This is a genomic window from Sanguibacter keddieii DSM 10542, assembly GCF_000024925.1.
Taxonomy (GTDB): Bacteria; Actinomycetota; Actinomycetes; order Actinomycetales; family Cellulomonadaceae; genus Sanguibacter; species Sanguibacter keddieii.
Genome location: NC_013521.1, coordinates 3336834 through 3355169 on the forward strand (window position 1 = coordinate 3336834; position 18336 = coordinate 3355169).

At 72.5% G+C, this 18336-nt stretch carries 13 protein-coding genes; 4 read left to right on the forward strand and 9 right to left on the reverse strand.

The genetic code is table 11. From position 1 onward, the window contains the following. Positions 1 to 4: 4 nt before the first annotated feature. Positions 5 to 1066 carry a threonine aldolase family protein gene (locus SKED_RS14745; RefSeq protein WP_012867973.1) on the reverse strand — a complete coding sequence of 354 codons (1062 nt, stop codon included), beginning with the start codon at positions 1064 to 1066 and terminating at the stop codon, positions 5 to 7. Positions 1067 to 1164: 98 nt separating this feature from the next. Between SKED_RS14745 and SKED_RS14750 the strand changes: the two genes are divergently transcribed. Next, positions 1165 to 1410: a hypothetical protein gene (locus SKED_RS14750; RefSeq protein ID WP_012867974.1), complete on the forward strand. Its 246-nt coding sequence runs from the start codon at positions 1165 to 1167 to the stop codon at positions 1408 to 1410. Between the two features lie 33 nt (positions 1411 to 1443). Further along, complete coding sequence (locus SKED_RS14755; RefSeq protein ID WP_012867975.1) at positions 1444 to 2364, forward strand: AEC family transporter; 921 nt, start codon at positions 1444 to 1446, stop codon at positions 2362 to 2364. Positions 2365 to 2446: 82 nt separating this feature from the next. On the opposite strand, the gene mgtE is transcribed toward SKED_RS14755, so the two are convergent. From mgtE to recQ, 5 genes are all read right to left on the reverse strand, one after another. Continuing rightward, the gene (gene mgtE, locus SKED_RS14760) at positions 2447 to 3832 is read right to left on the reverse strand and encodes a magnesium transporter (RefSeq protein ID WP_012867976.1); all 1386 of its coding nucleotides are present in this window, start codon (positions 3830 to 3832) and stop codon (positions 2447 to 2449) included. Between the two features lie 560 nt (positions 3833 to 4392). Next, positions 4393 to 6243: a carbohydrate-binding domain-containing protein gene (locus SKED_RS14765; RefSeq protein ID WP_012867977.1), complete on the reverse strand. Its 1851-nt coding sequence runs from the start codon at positions 6241 to 6243 to the stop codon at positions 4393 to 4395. Positions 6244 to 6418: 175 nt separating this feature from the next. Beyond that, the gene (locus SKED_RS14770) at positions 6419 to 10102 is read right to left on the reverse strand and encodes a DEAD/DEAH box helicase (RefSeq protein WP_012867978.1); all 3684 of its coding nucleotides are present in this window, start codon (positions 10100 to 10102) and stop codon (positions 6419 to 6421) included. Positions 10103 to 10190: 88 nt separating this feature from the next. Continuing rightward, positions 10191 to 10931, reverse strand: coding sequence for a sensor domain-containing protein (locus tag SKED_RS14775; protein WP_012867979.1), 741 nt, complete (start codon positions 10929 to 10931; stop codon positions 10191 to 10193). A gap of 95 nt (positions 10932 to 11026) precedes the next feature. Continuing rightward, positions 11027 to 12880 carry a DNA helicase RecQ gene (gene recQ / locus SKED_RS14780; RefSeq protein ID WP_012867980.1) on the reverse strand — a complete coding sequence of 618 codons (1854 nt, stop codon included), beginning with the start codon at positions 12878 to 12880 and terminating at the stop codon, positions 11027 to 11029. A gap of 178 nt (positions 12881 to 13058) precedes the next feature. Here recQ and SKED_RS14785 point away from each other — a divergent pair, with 178 nt between their 5' ends. Both SKED_RS14785 and cycA read left to right on the forward strand, forming a co-directional pair. Beyond that, positions 13059 to 14327 (forward strand): MFS transporter, encoded by a 1269-nt coding sequence (locus SKED_RS14785; RefSeq protein WP_042438110.1) that lies wholly within the window; start codon positions 13059 to 13061, stop codon positions 14325 to 14327. A 58-nt stretch (positions 14328 to 14385) separates the two neighbouring features. Further along, complete coding sequence (gene cycA / locus SKED_RS14790) at positions 14386 to 15897, forward strand: D-serine/D-alanine/glycine transporter (RefSeq protein WP_012867982.1); 1512 nt, start codon at positions 14386 to 14388, stop codon at positions 15895 to 15897. 41 nt (positions 15898 to 15938) lie between these two features. On the opposite strand, the gene pth is transcribed toward cycA, so the two are convergent. The 3 genes from pth to SKED_RS14805 all read right to left on the reverse strand — a co-directional run bounded on the left by pth (position 15939) and on the right by SKED_RS14805 (position 18221). Then, positions 15939 to 16538 (reverse strand): aminoacyl-tRNA hydrolase, encoded by a 600-nt coding sequence (gene pth, locus SKED_RS14795; protein ID WP_042439390.1) that lies wholly within the window; start codon positions 16536 to 16538, stop codon positions 15939 to 15941. Positions 16539 to 16698: 160 nt separating this feature from the next. Beyond that, positions 16699 to 17319: a 50S ribosomal protein L25/general stress protein Ctc gene (locus tag SKED_RS14800; RefSeq protein ID WP_012867984.1), complete on the reverse strand. Its 621-nt coding sequence runs from the start codon at positions 17317 to 17319 to the stop codon at positions 16699 to 16701. A gap of 266 nt (positions 17320 to 17585) precedes the next feature. Next, positions 17586 to 18221 carry an SIMPL domain-containing protein gene (locus SKED_RS14805; RefSeq protein ID WP_012867985.1) on the reverse strand — a complete coding sequence of 212 codons (636 nt, stop codon included), beginning with the start codon at positions 18219 to 18221 and terminating at the stop codon, positions 17586 to 17588. Positions 18222 to 18336: the final 115 nt, after the last annotated feature.

An 18336-nucleotide genomic window follows, 5' to 3' on the forward strand; every position in this document is an offset into this window, starting at 1 on the left:
GTGCTCAGCGGGTGCCCGCAGCGTCCCTGAGCTCGCGGCCGACCGCCTCGGCGAAGGTGTCGACGTCCTCCTCGGTGGTGTCGAAGGAGCACATCCACCGGACCTCGCCGCGGGCGGCGTCCCAGTCGTAGAAGGCGAAGTCCTCGCGCAGGCGCTCGGCCGAGGCGGGCGGGAGGACGGCGAACAGCCCGTTGGCCTCGGTCGGCTGCGAGAAGCGCAGGCCCGGCGCCTGGTCCTCGGCGACCATGTGGTCGAGCCGGCTGCGCAGCCGTCGCGCCATCGCGTTGGCCCGGGCGGCCGAGCGCAGCCAGAGGTCACCGTCGAGGATGGTGAGCAGCTGCGCGGACACGAAGCGCATCTTCGAGGCGAGCTGCATGGTCATCTTGCGGACGTAGTCGACGCCGTCGACGGCGGTCGGGTCGAGCACCACGACGGCCTCCCCGAAGACCAGCCCGTTCTTGGTCCCGCCGAAGGACAGCACGTCGATCCCGACGTCGGTGGTGATCTCGCGCAGGCTCGTCCCGAGCGACGCGGCGGCGTTGGCGAGGCGGGCGCCGTCCATGTGGACGCGCATGCCGCGCTCGTGGCAGTGGCTGGTGATCGCCCGGAGCTCGTCGGGGGTGTAGACCGTCCCGAGCTCGGTCGACTGGGTGAGCGAGACGGCGAGCGGCTGCGCGCGGTGCTGGTCGCCCCACCCCCAGGCCTGCTGGTCGATGCTCGCCGGGGTGAGCTTGCCGTCCGGGGCGTCGACCGTGAGCAGCTTGAGCCCGCCGACGCGCTCGGGGGCGGCGTTCTCGTCGTTCTCGATGTGCGCGTGCCGTGAGGTCACGACGGCGCCCCACCGCGGGAGCATCGACATGAGGCTGACGACGTTGGCGCCGGTGCCGTTGAAGACCGGGTAGACCAGGGCCTGCTGACCGAAGTGGCGCTGCGCCACCTCGCCGAGCCGGGACGTCCAGGGGTCCGCACCGTAGGCGCGTGCGGGGCCGGAGGCGACGTCCGTGAGGGCCGCGAAGACCTCGGGGTGAGCACCGGCGTAGTTGTCTGAGGCGAAGGATGCGAGCACGTCAGACACCTTACGCGGGCGGGTGACGGCGGCTCGGCACGTCGTCTGCCGCCTCCGGCCGGTCCCGGGGTGTCACCGGTCTGCGCTTGGATGGGACCATGGCCACCTATCTCGCCCGCATCACCGTCCGCGACCTCCACGGCGAGCTCGAGGACGACCAGGTCGAGGGGATGGCCGACGCCCTCGGCGCCGTCGGGGAGCCGCGCGTCGAGGTGGGGGCCGTGGTGTTCGACGTGCCGGGTGAGGCGCCCGACGGTGGTGTGGCCTACTCCGCTGCCGCCCAGCACGCCGCCGAGGTGCTCGACGGGTACGCCTACGAGGTGCACGTCACTGAGACGTACTGACCGCCGTACCGACCGATCGGGCACGATGGTCGGGTGCTCGGAGTCCTCACAGGTTTTGCCATCATCGCGTCGATCATCGCCGTGGGCTACGTCGTCGGGCGTGTGGGCCTGCTCGGGGCGGAGGGCCGGTCGGTCATGGCGCGGCTCGTGTTCTTCGTGCTCGCACCCTGTCTCCTCTTCACCATCCTGGCGGACGCCGAGGTGGGGCAGCTGTTCTCCCCGCTGCTGGTGGTGTCGCTGCTCGCGGCTGCGGTGAGCTTTGCCGTGTACGGGCTCGTCGCTCGGTTCCTCTGGCACCGGGGCGTGGCCGAGACCGTCATCGGGGCGCTCTCGGCGGGCTACGTCAACGGGAACAACATCGGGATCCCGGTGGCCGTGTACGTGCTCGGCGACCCCGCCTACGTCGCCCCGGTGATCCTCGTGCAGCTGCTGCTCTTCGCGCCGCTCGGGTTGGCCGTCCTCGACGCCGCCGAGCAGGGCCGCGTGAGCGTGGTGCGGCTCGCCACGGGCCCGGTCCGCAACCCGATCATCATCGGCTCCGCGCTCGGCCTGCTCGTCGCCGTCCTCGACGTGACGCCGCCCGAGGCCTTCATGGAGCCGTTCCGCATCATCGGCGGGGCGGCCGTCCCGCTCATGCTGCTGTCCTACGGCATCTCCCTGCACGGCCAGCGGGTACTCGAGCGCGGCTCGGGCCGACGCGAGGCGATGCTCGCGTCGGCCCTCAAGCTGCTGCTCATGCCGGCCGTGGCGTGGCTCGCCGGGGCTCTGCTCTTCGACCTGGACCACCAGGAGCTCTTCGTGGTCGTGGCGCTGGCCGCGCTCCCGACGGCGCAGAACGTGTTCAACTACGCCCAGCGGTACCGGCGTGGCGAGACGCTCGCCCGGGACGCGATCTTCGTGACCACCGTGGGCTCGCTGCCGGTGCTGCTGCTCGTGGCGGCGGTCCTGCGCTGAGACGCTGCGCGCAGCCTGCCGCCCGGGCTGGTCGTCGGCCGGTCGACGACCGTTCTCCACGACCGGGCCTCCACCGCGAGCCTCAGCCGAGCTGCTCGATGACCATCCGCGCGATGGTGAAGTAGATGATGAGCCCGGTGCCGTCGATCACGGTGGTGATCATGGGCCCGGAGACGACCGCGGGGTCGATGCCCACCTTCTTGATGATCAGCGGCAGGACCGACGCGACGAGCGAGGTCCACAGGACGATCGCGACCACGGACAGCGACACGGTGAGCGCGACGTCGGTCCCGACCCCCTGGGTCCACGCACGGACCCAGGCGACCGAGGCGACCGTCACCGCGATGAGGACGCCCGTCGCCATCTCCTTGCGGACCACCCGGAGCATGTCCCGCATCCGGACCTGCCCCATGGCCATCGCGCGGATGAGCGTCGTGGTGATCTGCGTGCCGGTGTTGCCCCCGGTCCCGATGAGGAGCGGCACGAAGAACATGAGGGCGACGACGCCCTCGAGCTCGCTCTCGAAGTGCTCCATGACGGTGCCGGTGTACATGGCGGCGAGGAACAGCATGAGCAGCCACGTGATGCGCTTGCGGAAGAGCCGGAAGGGCGTCGCCCGCAGGTAGGGCACCTCGAGCGGGGAGGACCCACCCTGGCGCTCGGCGTCCTCGGTGTTCTCCTCGTCGAGGATGTCGACGACGTCCTCGACCGCGATGACGCCCACGAGCTCGCCCTCGTGCACCACCGGCAGGCCCGAGAGGTCGTGCTCGGTGAGCAGACGGGCCGCGACCTCCTGGTCGGCGAGGGCGCTCACCGACACCACGTCGGTGTCCATGAGGTCGCCGATGACCGCGTCGGGCGCGGCGAGCACGAGGTCGAGGTACGACACGACGCCGACGAGCCGGTGGTCGGGCAGGGCCGTGACGAGGACCTCGTCGTTGTCGAGGCTCGCCGTGCGTGCCTGCTCGCGGATCCCCTCGACGGCCTCGGAGACCGTCATGGTCTGGGTCACGGACACCACCGTCGGGTCCATGCGCGACCCTGCGCTGTCGTCGGGCCAGGCGAGCAGGCCGCGCAGGGTCGCCGAGCGGACCGCACCGGTCTGGTCGAGCACCTGGCGCTGCTCGGCCTCGGGCAGCCGGCGGAGGATCTCCGCCGACCTGTCGTGGTCGAGGGAGTCGAGGAGCCCTGCGCCCACGGCGGGCGAGAGCACGCTGAGGATCGTGACGACCGAGCTGGTGTCGATCGACCCGAAGAGCTCGCGGGAGGTCTCGGGCGTGAGGAGGCCGACGAGCCGGCGCACCTCGGCGTCGGTGAGGTCGTCGACCTGCTCGGTGCGGTCCCACGAGCCGGCGACGTCGCGCAGCCAGGTCTGGACGGCGGCGTCGGTCGCGACGTCGAGGACGTCGCGGAGGTCGGTCACGGGTGCGGTCGGGGTGGTGGTGGCGGGGGTGGTGTTCTGGCGCACGGGGCACTCCACTTCGGGTGGGGCCGCCGGAGGGTCCTCTGAGCACGTCAGCCGCTGTCCTGTCCCCGCCCGCGACGGCGGGCAGGGTGGACGGCAGCTCACGCGCGGCAGAGGAAGGTCGCGCGGCGGCACGGGTGGGTGTGGACGACAGAGGGTCGTGAGGACGACGCTCTCGTGTCAGGCGCCAGCGCTGGGCAGCCCGCGCCTCGCGGCGGGGCAGGTCGGACCCGTCAGGCCCGAGAGGGACCTGGGAGCGCCGACGCCATGGATAGGTCGCTCGGACTGCAACTCGCCGGCTCCATGGTCGTCACCTCCTCAGGTCTGGTCCCGTCGTGCACCAACCGCTAGGTGCGCACAGGGCGCACGCAGGTGCAGGGACACCCCCACTATAGCCCCGAACCGGGCGAAGGGGCCGTGACGGTCCTCACGGCACCGCACCCCCGCCAGCGCGACGCCGCGGTCTCCTCTCCCGAGCCCGGGGTACGGGACACGCTTGCGGGGTACCTCCGGAGGTACCCCGCAAGCGTGTCCCGTCGTCGGTGGGGGGTCTGTGTGCCGGGTCAGGCGGTGACGCTGCCGGCCTCCGTGGCACCGGTCAGCGTCCCGCCGAGGACCAGACCTTCGACGCCGTCGACGGCGTCGCCGACGGCCGTCCCGCCGAGCGCGATGGTGTACGTCGTCCCGGCGACGAGGTCGGGCGTCGTGAAGACCACGGTCTCGAAGGGCTTGGACGGCGTGAAGCTCGCCACGACCGTGCCGTCGTCCCCGACCAGGCTGACGGTGGTCCCGGCGGCCTGCACGGAGTCGACGACGACCGTCGCGGACGCCTGGGGCGACGTGGCCGCCGGGGAGACCGCCATGCCGGCGCTGCCCGCGGCGACCAGCACCCCGCCGCTGACCTCGACGCCGCTGTTCGCGTCGATCGCGCCGTTGCCGGCGTCCGTCGGCCCGTTGACCGTGGTCGTCCCGCCGGTGATGCTGATCGAGCCGTTCGAGTCGAGGCCGTCGCCGCCCGCGTCGACGGCGAGCGTGCCGCCGGAGACGAGGAGGAAGGTCTCGGCGTCGGCGGTGAAGGTCTCCTCCCCACCCGTCCCGCCGCCCATGCCCGCGCCGCCGCCGCCGGGGCCGCCCGTGCCGGAGGAGTCCACACCTCCCGAGACGTTGATGCCGTCGTCCGTGGCGACGACCGTGGTGTCGCCTCCGCTCAGCGTGATGCTGGCCGCCTCGAGGCCTTCGTAGGATTGCGTGACGTCGAGGGTGCCGGCCGAGACGGTGAGCGCGCCGTCGGCATGGACGCCGTCGTCGCCCGAGGCGAGGGTGAGCGCGCCGCCGGCGACGTCGACGCTCCCGTCGGAGTGCAGGGCGTCGTCCGCGGCGTCGACGTCCACCGTCCCCCCGGTGACCACGACGCTCACGGTGCCCTTGATGCCCTTGCCGGAGGCGTCGGTCGCGAGGGTCGCCGAGGCCCCGCCCGCCGAGGTGATGCTCAGGGTCCCGCCCGTGACGACCGCGTCGGTCTCTGCCTGGACGCCGTCGGCGCCTGCGTCGAGGGTCGTGGTGCCACCGGCGACGGTCACGTAGCCGAGGGTGGCGTCGTCGGCGTTGGTGGACTTCAGCGCGTCACCACCGGCGGTGACGGTCAGGGTGGGGCTGGCGGTGTCGCTGTCCTTGACGACCACGTAGTCCTTGCCGCGGACACCGTCGTCGACCGCGGTGACGGTGACGTCTCCGCCGGAGATCACGAGGCCGTCCTTGCTCACGATGCCGTCGGCGGCGTTGCCCTCGACGGTGAGCGCACCGGTCCCGGTGATGGTGAGGTCGGCCATGGAGAAGATCGCCGCGTCGGGCTCGGTGGTGGTCGCGTCGGCGTAGACGTAGGTGCTCGCGTCGGAGACGGTGTTGCTGGACCCGTCGGCGAGCACGACCACAGCCTTGCCCGCGTCGGTCACCACGAGCGGCGAGGTGGTCGAGCTGGTGAGGTCGACGCCGTCGAGGACGAGGCGGACGACGCCGTCGTCTGCGGAGTCGACCACGAGCTGGCCGCCGTCGAGGGAGCCCGAGATGCGGTAGGTCCCGGACGCGGTGATGGTCACCGTGCTGCCGTCGACCACGACGGCGGCGCTGTCCGACGTCGCGGTCGACCCGTCGAGGGTCACCGCGACCTCGTCGGCGGCGTCCCACACGTAGTCGGAGGCCTCGTCGTGGTCGGCGGCGTGGTCCTCGGTCGTGGCGGTGCTCGCGGCGACGGACTCGACGGTGCTGTCGTCCGTGGTGCTGCCGTCCGTGGAGGTGCTCGACGTGGCGGCTGTCGTCGAGGTCCCGGTCTCGGAGGTGCTGGTGGTCGAGCAGCCGGCGAGCAGCGCGGCGGCCACGAGCGGGGCGAGGAGGGTCAGGTGCATCGGGCGTCGCATGGGAGCTCCAGGTGTCTCGGGGTGGTGCACCTGGTCTACGCAGCGGGTCTATGGCACCCGTGAGCGGTGGCTGTGCGGTGGCTGTGGAGCGCTCGGACCACGACGTCCTACCACCCGACCTAGCGGTAGGTATGGCGGCCCGGGTGCGTGCGAGAACGCGCCCGAGGTGCGGGGCTCAGCCCAGCAGCTCGCGGACGTCGGTCGCGGTGAGGCCCGCTCCCCCGGCGGCCCCGCCGTCGAGCACGCTCGCGAAGAGCTTCGACTTGGATGCCTTGAGCGCCATGACCTTCTCCTCGATGGTGTCGGTCGAGACCATCCGGTAGACGTTGACGTTGCGGGTCTGGCCGATGCGGTGCGCCCGGTCGACGGCCTGCGCCTCGGCCGCGGGGTTCCACCACGGGTCGAGCAGGATGCAGTAGTCGGCGGCGGTGAGGTTGAGGCCGAACCCGCCGGCCTTGAGGGAGATGAGGAAGACCTTGGTCTCCCCCGAGGTGAAGCGCTCGATGGTCTCCGCACGACGCCGGGTGCGGCCGTCGAGGTAGGAGTAGTCCACGTCCTTGCGGTCCAGGTGCGCGCGGACCCGGCCGAGGAACTGCGTGAACTGGCTGAACACGAGCACGCTGTGCCCCTCGGCGAGGATGTCGTCGAGCATCTCGTAGAGCACCTCGAGCTTGGACGAGGGCACCTTCTCGTGCTCGGCGTCCACGAGGCTCACGTCGAGGCTGGCCTGGCGCAGCACGGTGAGCGACCGGAACACCTCGAAGCGGTGCTCGCCGAACTCGTCGACGAGGCCGAGCACCTTGGTGCGCTCGCGCTGCAGGTAGGCGTCGTAGAGCGCGCGGTGCCGCGAGTTCAGCACCACGTCGACCACCTGCTCCTGCTTGTCCGGGAGGTCCTTGGCGACCTCCTCCTTGGTGCGGCGCAGCATGAAGGGCGCGACGCGACGCCGGAGCTGGTCGAGGCGCGAGACGTAGCCCTCCTTCTCGATGGGCCGGGCGTAGTAGTCCTGGAACTTCCCCGGCGTGGGGAACAGCCCGGGGCTGACCACGGACAGGATCGACCACAGCTCCATGAGGTTGTTCTCGAGCGGGGTGCCGGTCAGCGCGAGCTTGAAGGGTGCGTCCAGGCGACGGGCGCACTGGTAGGCGACCGACTGGTGGTTCTTGACGAACTGCGCCTCGTCGAGGATCAGCCCGGCCCAGCGCTGCGTCCGGTACTCCTCGAAGCCGAGCCGGAACAGCGCGTAGGACGTGACGACCACGTCCGCCCCGGCCACCACCTCGGCGAGGGGTGTGCGTCGGCGGGCGAGCGTCTCGGTCACCGTGACCGCCGTCAGGCCGGGCGTGAAGCGACGGACCTCGGACGCCCAGTTGCCGACGACGCTCGTCGGCGCGACGACGAGGAACGGGAGCCGCGCCGCGGTGGGCCCGGCACCGTCCGCGACCTCGGCGCCGGTCTCGGCGCCGGTCTCGGTCTCGCGGGCGTGCTGGACGAGGGCCAGCGCCTGGATGGTCTTGCCGAGGCCCATGTCGTCGGCGAGCACGCCGCCGAGCCCGTGCTCGCGGAGGAAGGCGAGCCACTCGAAGCCCTCCTGCTGGTACTCGCGCATGGTCGCCTCGAGACCGGCCGGCGCGGCGACCGGGCCGGGCCGAGCGCCGCCCGCGAGCGCGCCGACGGCTTCGCGCCACGCCTCGGCCTGCGACCCGACGACCCCCAGGCGCTCGAGCTCGTCGAAGAGCCCTGCCTGGAACCTGTTGACCCGGAGCGTGCCGCCCATGGTGTCCTGCATGGCGCGCGCCTCCTCGATGAGGTCGCGCAGGGCGTGGAACCGCTCGTCGTCGAGGGAGAAGTGCAGCCCGTCGACGAGCAGCAGGTACGACTTCCCCTTGGCGAGCGCGGTGAACACGTCGGCGAAGGGGATGAACTGCTGGCCGGCGGTGACGACCACGGCGAGGTCGAACCAGTCGCGGGTCTCCGGGAGGGTCGACGTGGACACGGAGATCTCGACCTCGTCGGCCCGGCGGTAGTCGACCGGCTCGCCGCGGACCTCGACGGTGAGGTCGGGCTCCTCGTCGGCGAGGGCGAGCAGCACGGGGAGCTCGTCGGTGACGAACAGCGCCGTCGCGACGTCGGCGAGCTCGGTGCGTCCGACGCGGGCCACGGCCGCCGCGGCGACGTCGGCGAGCCGCGCGGTGTCGTCGACCGGGCGTCCGGGCGTGCCCGGGTCCCCGGGCAGCCGCGGGGCGCGCCCGGCGAGGTGCTCGAGCAGCTGTGCCTCGGCCCGGGCGTCCCGCACCCCGACGTCGGTCTGCCGCCCGCTCGCGCCGAGGTCGAAGCGCAGGGTGTGCGTGGTGCCGTCGTCGTCCTCGACGGCGTAGCGCCACTGCCAGGTGAGGCGCAGGCCGTGCTCGGGCAGGTGGTGCACGTCGAGGTGCAGGCCGGGCCGCGGACGCTCCGGCAGCACGATCTCGGGGTCGAGGTCGAGCGCGTCGAAGCGTTCCTCGAGGGCGGGGAGCACGCGGAGCAGGAACCGCCGCTCGTCGGCCTGCGGGACGGTGAGGGGCTCGGCGCGGTCCAGCAGGGCGAGGACGGGCGCGTCGACCGGCGAGGCGAGCTGGGCGAGCAGCACGCGCGTCTCCTTGCTGGGCTCGCGCCGGCCGCGCCAGGTGACGAGGCCCGTCGGCGGCTCGCCCAGCAGGCTCGTCGTCGCACGGTCGAGCGGGGTCAGGCCCAGCGGGGTGCCGGCGGCCTCGGCGGCAGACCGGGCGGAGCGGGCCGAGGCAGGAGCGTCCGTGAGCGCGTCGGCGTCAGGGTCGAGGGTCGGCTGCGCGCCGCTGTCGCCCGGTCCCGCGCCACCCGGCACAGCGGCAGCCTCGTGCTGCGGGTCGAGGGACGAGGTGTCGGCCTCGACGGCGGCGGTGAGCGCGAGCCCCGTCGTGGTCCGGGTGACCGTCAGGCGTGTCTGGGCGAGCCCGGCGAGGACGACGGGGCTCTGCGCCTTGTCCGAGTGCACCATCGGCAGGCCCGAGCGCCGGGCCTCGGTCAGCAGTGCCCACAGCGCGGCGCTCGGGAGCTCGTCCGCGTAGACCCAGGTGGGCGCGGAGAAGTACGCGGAGTCGGAGACGCTGATGGCGAGCCCGAAGAGCGAGCGGAGCACGTCGACGTGCCCGTCAGGGTAGGCGCCGTGCCGGTAGTTGAGGAACCGCAGCTCGCTCCAGGAGATCCCGGTGCGGACCCAGCGTCCCGTCGCGCTGCGGGTCACGGGACGCATGCCGAGCCGGGGCGAGTCGCTCGAGGCGAGCGCCCGGCGCGACGAGCGTCCGGTGGGCTCGGTGAGGAGCTCGACCTGCAGCGCGACGTCGTGCGAGCTGCGGACGTCCCACGGCTTGGGGCGGCGGCCCGGGCGCCCGGGGACGGCCGGGGCGTCCTCGGGGACGGTGAGCAGCTCGGCGAAGGTCCGCTCCCACTCGGTGCTGCGGCGGGGTGTGGTGCGCGCGGCTGCACGGGGCGCCCCAGCCTCGACGGAGGGGGCGGCGCTCTGCTCCAGCGCGGCCGCGGCCTGGACGGCCTGCGACTCGACCCGGTCGAGGTAGGCGAGGAGCGTCGCGGCGGTGTGCTTGCAGTTGAGGCGGACCGGGCAGGAGCACCGCCCGTAGCGCGGGCTGGCCTGCTCCCCCGCGCTCGACATCTCGACGACCGTCACGTACTGCTTGCGGCTGGACCCGCGGACCTGCCCGACGATCGTGGTCCCGTCACCGTTCCGGGCGACCGAGACCACCTGACCTGCGCCCACGTACTCCTCGCCCCGGGCAAAGGTCTCGGAGCCCACGAGCTGGGAGACGTCGGCTTCGGAGAACACCCACGCAGTCTCTCACCGACCGGGGACAGGCGTGGAACCGGCCGCGCCGGCACCGCGCGCGGCGGGGCCGCGGGTCGTCAGGACCGGGTCAGCACCCCGCGGAGTCGTAGAGGCAGAGGGCGTCGAAGGCGCGGTCGAGGCCGCGGTCGACCATCTCGCGGGCGGTGCCGACGGACTCCTCGCCGCTCATGAGGGAGACGACGGTGACGGCGTTCCCGCGTCGGGTGACGGCCGCGTAGGTGCCGGGGGCGTCGTCTCCGAGCTCGGCGTAGTTGTTGGCCAGACCCCGGCCCTGCGTGCCGACCGTGACGTCCTCGACGCGGTACGACCCGCTCTCGGCCGGAGGGTTCGTGGCGCACGACTCCATCGCGGCAGCGACCGTCGCGGCAGCGTCGACGGCCTCGTCGACCGTCGCGAAGACGGCCACCTGCTGGATGCCGACCGGGTCCGTGCTCTCGTACAGGCCTTGCGTCACGGTGCGCATGGCGACCGCGGAGGGTGGCGGGACGAGGCAGGCCGAGCCCAGGATCCAGTCTCCTGGGCCCTCCACGGTCCCACGGACCTCCCCCGCAGGCTCGAGCTCGTCGGCGGCCAGCATCGCCTCGTCCGGCAGCTCGAGCAGCAGGTCGTCCGCTGCGGGCGAGGAGGACTCCGAGGGCACGGGCGCCTCGGTCGGCTCCGAGGACTCCTCGGACTGGGGCGTCTCGCTCGTCTGGCCGGTAGCCGCAGCGCTGCCGGACGACGTCTCCGGCTCGGCCTGGTCACCGCCCCCGCAGCCGGTGAGCAGGATCGCGGACACGACGACGACAGCAGCGGAGCGGAGTCTCATGGCACCAGTCTGTCCCTCTGGCAGGGCTGCTGCCAGGCCAGACGTCCTGGACGGGCTCGTCAGGGGGCCGCCGGACCGCTCCCTGACTTCCCGACTCACTCCCCGCGGACGGCCTCGAGGACACCCTCGCCGAACTTCTCGAGCTTGGCGGCGCCCACCCCGCTCACGGTCCCGAGCTCGTCGGTCGAGCCAGGTCGCAGGACGGCGATGTCGCGCAGCGTGGCGTCGTGGAACACCACGTAGGCGGGCACGCCGGCCTCCTTGGCGGTCGCCGCACGCCAGGCCCGCAGCCGCTCGAAGACCTCCGCGGCGGTGCTGTCGAGGTCGACGGCGGCCTTCGACCCGCTCTTCCCTGCACCCTTGCTCGCGCTGCGGGTCCGACCGCGCTTGGGCGCCTCCTTGCGCAGCCGCACCTCGCGCGCACCCGAGAGGACCTCGGCCGAGCCCTCGGTCAGCTGGAGGGTGCCGTAGCCCTCGCCGTCGACGCCGAGCAGACCCCGGGCGAGGAGCTGGCGGACGACACCGCGCCACTCGCCGTCGGACAGGTCGCTGCCGATGCCGAAGGTCGACAGGCTCGTGTGCCCGAGCTGGGTGACGCGCGGGGTCTCCTTGCCGAGCAGGATGTCGACGAGGTGACCGGCGCCGTAGCGCTGGCCGCGGTCGCGCTCGAGCCGGACGACCGTGGAGAGCAGCTTCTGGGCGGCGACGGTCCCGTCCCAGGTCTCGGGAGGGGCGAGGCAGGTGTCGCAGTTCCCGCAGGGGTTGCTGTCCTCCCCGAAGTACGAGAGCAGCTGGACGCGGCGGCACTCGACGGTCTCGCACAGCGCGAGCATCGCGTCGAGGTGCGCCGAGAGCGCGCGCTTGTGCGAGGCGTCGCCCTCGGACTGGTCGATCATGCGGCGCTGCTGGACGACGTCCTGGAGCCCGTAGGCGAGCCACGCGGTCGACGGCTGGCCGTCGCGCCCTGCGCGGCCGGTCTCCTGGTAGTAGCCCTCGACGGACTTGGGGAGGTCGAGGTGCGCGACGAAGCGGACGTCCGGCTTGTCGATGCCCATCCCGAAGGCGATGGTCGCGACCATGACGATGCCGTCCTCACGGAGGAACCGCGACTGGTTGGCGGCACGCACGTGCGCCGGCAGACCTGCGTGGTACGGCAGCGCCGGGATCCCCTGGGCGACGAGGTGCTCGGCGGTCTGCTCGACCGAGTTCCGCGACAGGCAGTAGACGATGCCGGCGTCGCCCGGGTGCTCGGTGCGCAGCAGGTCGAGCAGCTGGGCGCGCGGGTTGTCCTTGGGGGCGATCCGGTACTGGATGTTGGGGCGGTCGAAGCTCGCCACGAAGTGCCGGGCGTCCTCGAGCTGGAGGCGGGTCGCGATCTCGCGGTGCGTCGTCTCGGTCGCGGTCGCGGTGAGCGCCACGCGCGGGACCGACGGCCAGCGCTCGTGCAGAATCGACAGGCCGAGGTAGTCGGGGCGGAAGTCGTGCCCCCACTGGGACACGCAGTGCGCCTCGTCGATCGCGAAGAGCGCGACGTCGCCGCGGTCGAGCAGGGCGAGCGTCTCGGGGACCCGCAGCCGCTCGGGGGCCAGGTAGAGCAGGTCGAGGGTGCCGTCGACGAAGGCCGCCTCCACCTCGCGGCGCTGCTCCCAGCTCTGGGTCGAGTTGAGGAACCCGGCCTTCACACCGAGCGCCGACAGCGCGTCGACCTGGTCCTGCATGAGCGCGATGAGCGGGGAGACGACCACGCCCACGCCGTTGCGCACGAGCGAGGGCACCTGGTAGCAGAGCGACTTGCCGCCGCCGGTCGGCATGAGGACGAGGGCGTCACCGCCGCCGACCACGGTCGAGACGATCTCGGCCTGGTCACCGCGGAAGGCGGGGTACCCGAAGACGGTGTGCAGCACCTCGAGGGCGCGCGGGTCGGCGGGCGCCGAGGACGCGGGCAGCACGGCCGACGGCGTGGGCGCGACCGCGGTGGTGCTCCCGCCACCGGGGTCGGTCGCTGCGGGTCCGGACGGTGTCTGCTCGGTCGAGGTCACCGGTCCACCCTAGACGGCGCGGGGCACCGGGACGGGGAGTCCACAGGGAGGGGCAGCACCGTGGACCGGGTGTAGCCTCGCCGACGTGATGTCCCCCGCAGCCGGTACGCACCCGCGGGCGTGGCTCGCGGTGTGCGGCGTGCTCTTCTCCGTCGCCTGGGGCGGCAACGAGTTCACGCCGCTCCTGGTCCTCTACCGCCTCGAGGGCCTCTCGGCGCAGTCCGTCAACGTGCTGCTCGCCGCCTACGTGGTCGGCATCGTCCCGGCCCTGCTGGTCGGCGGCCCGCTGTCCGACCGCCTCGGGCGCCGGCCGCTCATGCTCCCGGCACCGCTGCTCGGAGTCGTCGGCAGCGGGCTCATCGCGTGGGGCGCGCACCTGCACGCGCTGCTCTTCGCCGGGAGGGTCTTCTCCGGGCTGGCGCTCGGGCTCGTGATGGCCGTGGGGACCAGCTGGGTCAAGGAGCTCTCGCAGCCACCGGTCGCCTCCGCAGCCGACGCGGGCAGCGGTGCGCGTCGTGCCGCGCTCTCGCTCACCGCGGGCTTCGGGCTCGGTGCCGTCGTCGCCGCTGCCCTCGCGCAGTACGGCCCCCTGCCGACGCTGCTCCCCTACCTCGTCAACATCGCCGTCACCGTGGTGCTCGCCGTCCCCGCGCTCTCGGCTCCCGAGACGGTCGCCCGCCAGGCCGACCCGGGTCGCTTGCGGGACGACCTGCGCATCCCGGCCGCCCGGCACCGACGCTTCCTGCTCGTGGTCCTGCCGATGGCGCCCTGGGTCTTCGCCGTGGCGGCCTGCGCCTACGCGATCCTGCCGGCGCTCGTGGCCCACCGGGTCCCCGGCGACGAGATCGGCTTCTCGGGGCTGCTCTGCCTCGTGGCGCTGTCCTGCGGCTTCGTCACCCAGCAGCTGGCGAGGTCTCTCGACACGCCCCGGTCGGCGCGCGCCGTCGTCGTCGCCCTGGCGGTCACCGTCGTCGGGATGAGCGTCGCCGCGTGGGCCGCGGCGACCCTCGACCTGCGGGTCACCGTGCTCGCCGCTGCGGTGCTCGGCTGCGCCTACGGGCTGCTCATGCTCTCCGGGCTCCAGGAGGCGCAGCGCATCGCCGGCCCGGACGACCTCGCCGGGATCATCGCCGTCTTCTACTCCATCAGCTACCTCGGGTTCTTCGTGCCGACGGTCTTCGGGGCGCTCTCGGGCTCGGTCAGCTACCCCGTGATGCTCGCCGGGGGTGCGGTGCTCGCCGCCCTCTGCCTGCTGGTCGTGGTGCTCGGCTGGAGCCGCCACCTGCCGCAGGGCGCAGGGTCTCCGGGCGGGTCACATCGTGGACCGGACCGGGTGAAGATCTCCGCACGACCCTAGGCTGCGTCGGTCCGCAGAGCGACCTCCCCGCCCCGCCGGACCGACGAGCGGAGCGAGCATGAGCACGAACCAGCAGCGCCAGCACGGACCTGCGGACGCAGACGGACCCACCGGTGCCGCCCGTGCACAGGACCCGCACGGAGACGGCAGCCCGCAGCTCGAGCGGGCGCTGAGCAACCGCCACCTGCAGCTCATCGCGATCGGCGGAGCGATCGGCACCGGGCTCTTCATGGGCTCCGGCAAGACCATCTCGCTCGCCGGCCCGTCCGTGCTGCTGGTCTACGCGGTCATCGGCTTCATGCTGTTCTTCGTCATGCGTGCCCTCGGCGAGCTGCTGCTGTCGAACCTCGGCTACAAGTCCTTCCGCGACATCACCTCGGACGTCCTCGGACCCTGGGCCGGGTTCTTCACCGGGTGGACCTACTGGTTCTGCTGGATCGTCACGGGGATCGCCGACATCGTCGCGATCTCCGGGTACATGGCCTTCTGGGCCCCCGACCTCGCGCGCTGGATCCCGGCGCTCGCCACGATCCTGCTGCTGCTCGGGCTCAACCTCGTGGCCGTCCGGCTGTTCGGCGAGCTCGAGTTCTGGTTCGCGATCATCAAGATCGTCGCGATCGTCGCCCTCGTGGTCACCGGCCTGGTGCTCGTCGCGGTCGCCTTCCAGTCCCCGGACGGCTCGCAGGCCACGCTGTCGAACCTCTACTCCGATGGCGGGTTCTTCCCGCACGGCGTCAGCGGCTTCCTCGCCGGGTTCCAGATCGCGCTCTTCGCCTTCGTCGGCATCGAGCTGGTCGGCACCGCGGCCGCAGAGACCAAGGACCCCGAGAAGAACCTGCCGCGCGCCATCAACTCGATCCCGATCCGGATCGTGCTGTTCTACCTCGGCGCGCTCTTCGTCATCATGGCCGTCACCCCGTGGCGGAACATCTCGCCGGACGAGAGCCCCTTCGTCGCGATGTTCGCCCTCGCCGGTCTGCCCGCCGCGGCCGCGGTGGTCAACTTCGTCGTCCTCACCTCGGCGGCCTCGTCGGCGAACAGCGGGATCTTCTCGACCTCGCGCATGATGTACGGGCTCGCGCAGGAGGACGAGGCGCCGCGCAGCTTCGGACGACTGTCGAAGAACAGCGTCCCCGCACGCGGGCTCATCTTCTCGTGCGCGTGCCTCGTGCCCGGCGTCGCACTGCTCTACACGGGCAAGAGCGTCGTCGCGGCCTTCACGCTCGTCACGACCGTCTCCTCGGTGCTGTTCATGTTCGTGTGGACCATGATCCTCGTGAGCTACCTGCGGTACCGGCGCGAGCGACCTCAGGTGCACGAGGCGTCGACCTTCAAGATGCCCGGCGGCGTCGTGATGTGCTGGGTGGTGCTCGCGTTCTTCGCCGCGATGCTCGTCGTGCTGATGCTCGAGAAGGACACCCGCGACGCGCTGCTCGTCACCCCGGTGTGGTTCGCGGTCCTCGGCGTCGCCTGGGCCGTCATGCGCCGTCGCGGGCACGGCGGTCGGCCCGCGGTGGCGCGTGCGGCTGCACCGGACGAGCACGGGGGAAGCCGGTCGCGAGAGGCCTGACCCGGCGCTGCGGAGCCGCCGGAGCCTGCGCCCTGCGCGTCCTACTTCTTGGTGTGGAAGGCCATCTGCGCCTTCTCGAGGCCCTCGGTGACGACCATCTCGACGGCGTCGGCGCTCGTGTCGAGCAGGAACGGGAGCTCTTTGCGCTCGACCGTGCCGAAGTCCTTGAGCACGAAGTCGGCGGTGTCCATGCGGCCCGGAGGGCGCCCGATGCCGGTGCGCACCCGCAGGTAGTCCTTGGTGCCGAGCGCCTTGCTGATGTCACGGAGCCCGTTGTGCCCGCCCTCGCCGCCGCCGATCTTGCAGCGGACGTCACCGAAGGGGATGTCGAGCTCGTCGTGGACCACGAGGACGTGGTCCGGCTCGACCTGGAAGTACTGCGCGAGCCCGGCGACCGGCCCGCCCGAGGTGTTCATGTACGTGGACGGCTTCGCGAGGACGACGCGCGGTCCGGGCACACCACCGGGGAGCACACCGAGGCGCACCTCCGCGACCGCGGCGCGCGACCGGTGCGCGGAGAACGACCCGCCGTGGCGCGACGCGAGCTCGTCGAGGACCATCTGGCCCACGTTGTGGCGGTTGCCCGCGTACTGGGGGCCGGGGTTGCCGAGCCCGACCACGAGCCACAGACCGTCAGTCATCGCGTACACATCTCTCTTCATCAGGTCGTGCCATCAGCTTCGGGGCGGCTGCGCGGCGCAGGTGCAGGCCGCACGGGCGCAGACGGCGCAGCGCCCGGCACCAGAAGGGTACCGGGCGCTGCGACGATCGTTCAGGCGTGAGCCTGGGTGACCGGTGAGGTCACTCGCTCTCGGCGGCCGATGCCGACGCGGCGGACTGCTGGGCCGAGACCTCGGCCGCGGCCTCGTCGTCAGCCGAGTTGTCCTGCGGGACCGAGATGAGCACGACGTCGGAGTCGGCGTCGGTGATGAGCGCCGAGCCCTCGGGGAGGACGAGGTCGCCCGCGGTGATGACCGTGCCGGCCTCGCGACCGGTGACGTCCGCCTCGATCCACTCGGGGAGGTTCGTGGCGAGGGCCTCGAGGACGACCGTCTGCGACTGGACGATGTGGATGGTGCCGGGGACGGGCTCGCCGGTGACGTGCACGTTGACCTCGACCTCGACCTTCTCGCCCTTCTTGACGATGAGGAGGTCGACGTGCTCGATGACGTTCTTGACCGGGTCGCGCTGGACGTCCTTCGCGAGGGCGAACTGCGTGGTGCCGTCGAGCTCGATCTCGAAGAGAGCGTTCGACTGCTTCAGCGCGAGCATCGTCTGGTGGCCGGGGAGGGCGACGTGGACGGGGTCCGTGCCGTGGCCGTAGAGGACGGCGGGGATCTGGTTGTTGCGGCGGGTGCGGCGGGCCGCGCCCTTGCCGAACTCGGTGCGGGCCTCGGCGACGAGCTTGTTGTTGTCAGACACGTGGAACTCCTGGGACAGATGATGGGCCGACGGTCAGTGGGATACCTTCGGCTGTGACCTGGAGCGGCACGTGGTGCGAGAGAAGCTGCCTCACCAGGAAACGGGCGGTTGCTCGACGGCGCGTGACACAGACGGACGCGCGGGAGCGGACCGCCCAGTCGATCACGGAGGTCCGGTCGACCGGAGCATTCCGGCCCGCCAGACGTCCCTCGCCGAGGCAACCTGGCCACTGTACCGGCTAGGAGGTGCCGCAGTCGAACTCCGGGCTACTCGAACGCCCACCGGACGGTCACGCTCGCGGAGACCTCCTGCGTGCCCGGGTCGATGCCGATGCCCGTGGCTGCCATGTCGCTGCGCATCGCCCATGCCCTCGGCCCACCAGCACCGCCACCTCCGCCCGCACCGTCGAGCACGTCGACCACCGGGCCGAGCGTGCGTCCGGCCAGCGCGGCGAGCTGCTCGGCCGTCGCCCGGGCGTCCCGGAAGGCCGCCTCCCGCGCGGACCGGACGAGGGTGTCGGTGTCGCCGAAGGCCACGTGCATCGACTCCAGGCGCGCGACAGGTCCGGCTGCGGCCAGGGCGGCACGCACGCACTCCCCCGCCGCCGCGACGTCGCGGACCCTGGCCCGCAGCGAGAGGCGCGCAGTGGTCACCTGCTCGCCGCTGTCGCGACGCTCCGTCCACGTCGAGGTCTGGGCGGTCTGGATGTCGGCGGCCGCGACACCGTGGTCGGCCAGGGCCGACCGCGCTGCGTCGAGTCCGGCGGCTGCGGCGTCCAGCGCCTGCTGGACGTCCGCCGCGGAGGCCTCGGCACCCAGCTCGACGTCGACCACGTCCGGGACCGACGCGGCGGTCCCCGTCCCGGTCACGGTGATGCCCTCAGGTGCTCGTCTCTTCCCCATCACCCCATCATGTCGCGCGGCAGGGCACCTGTCGCGTGGCGGGGCACGACGGACGACGCAGCACGCACGACGCCCGGCGCCCCTCGTGGGAGGGAGGCCGGGCGTCGGACGTGCG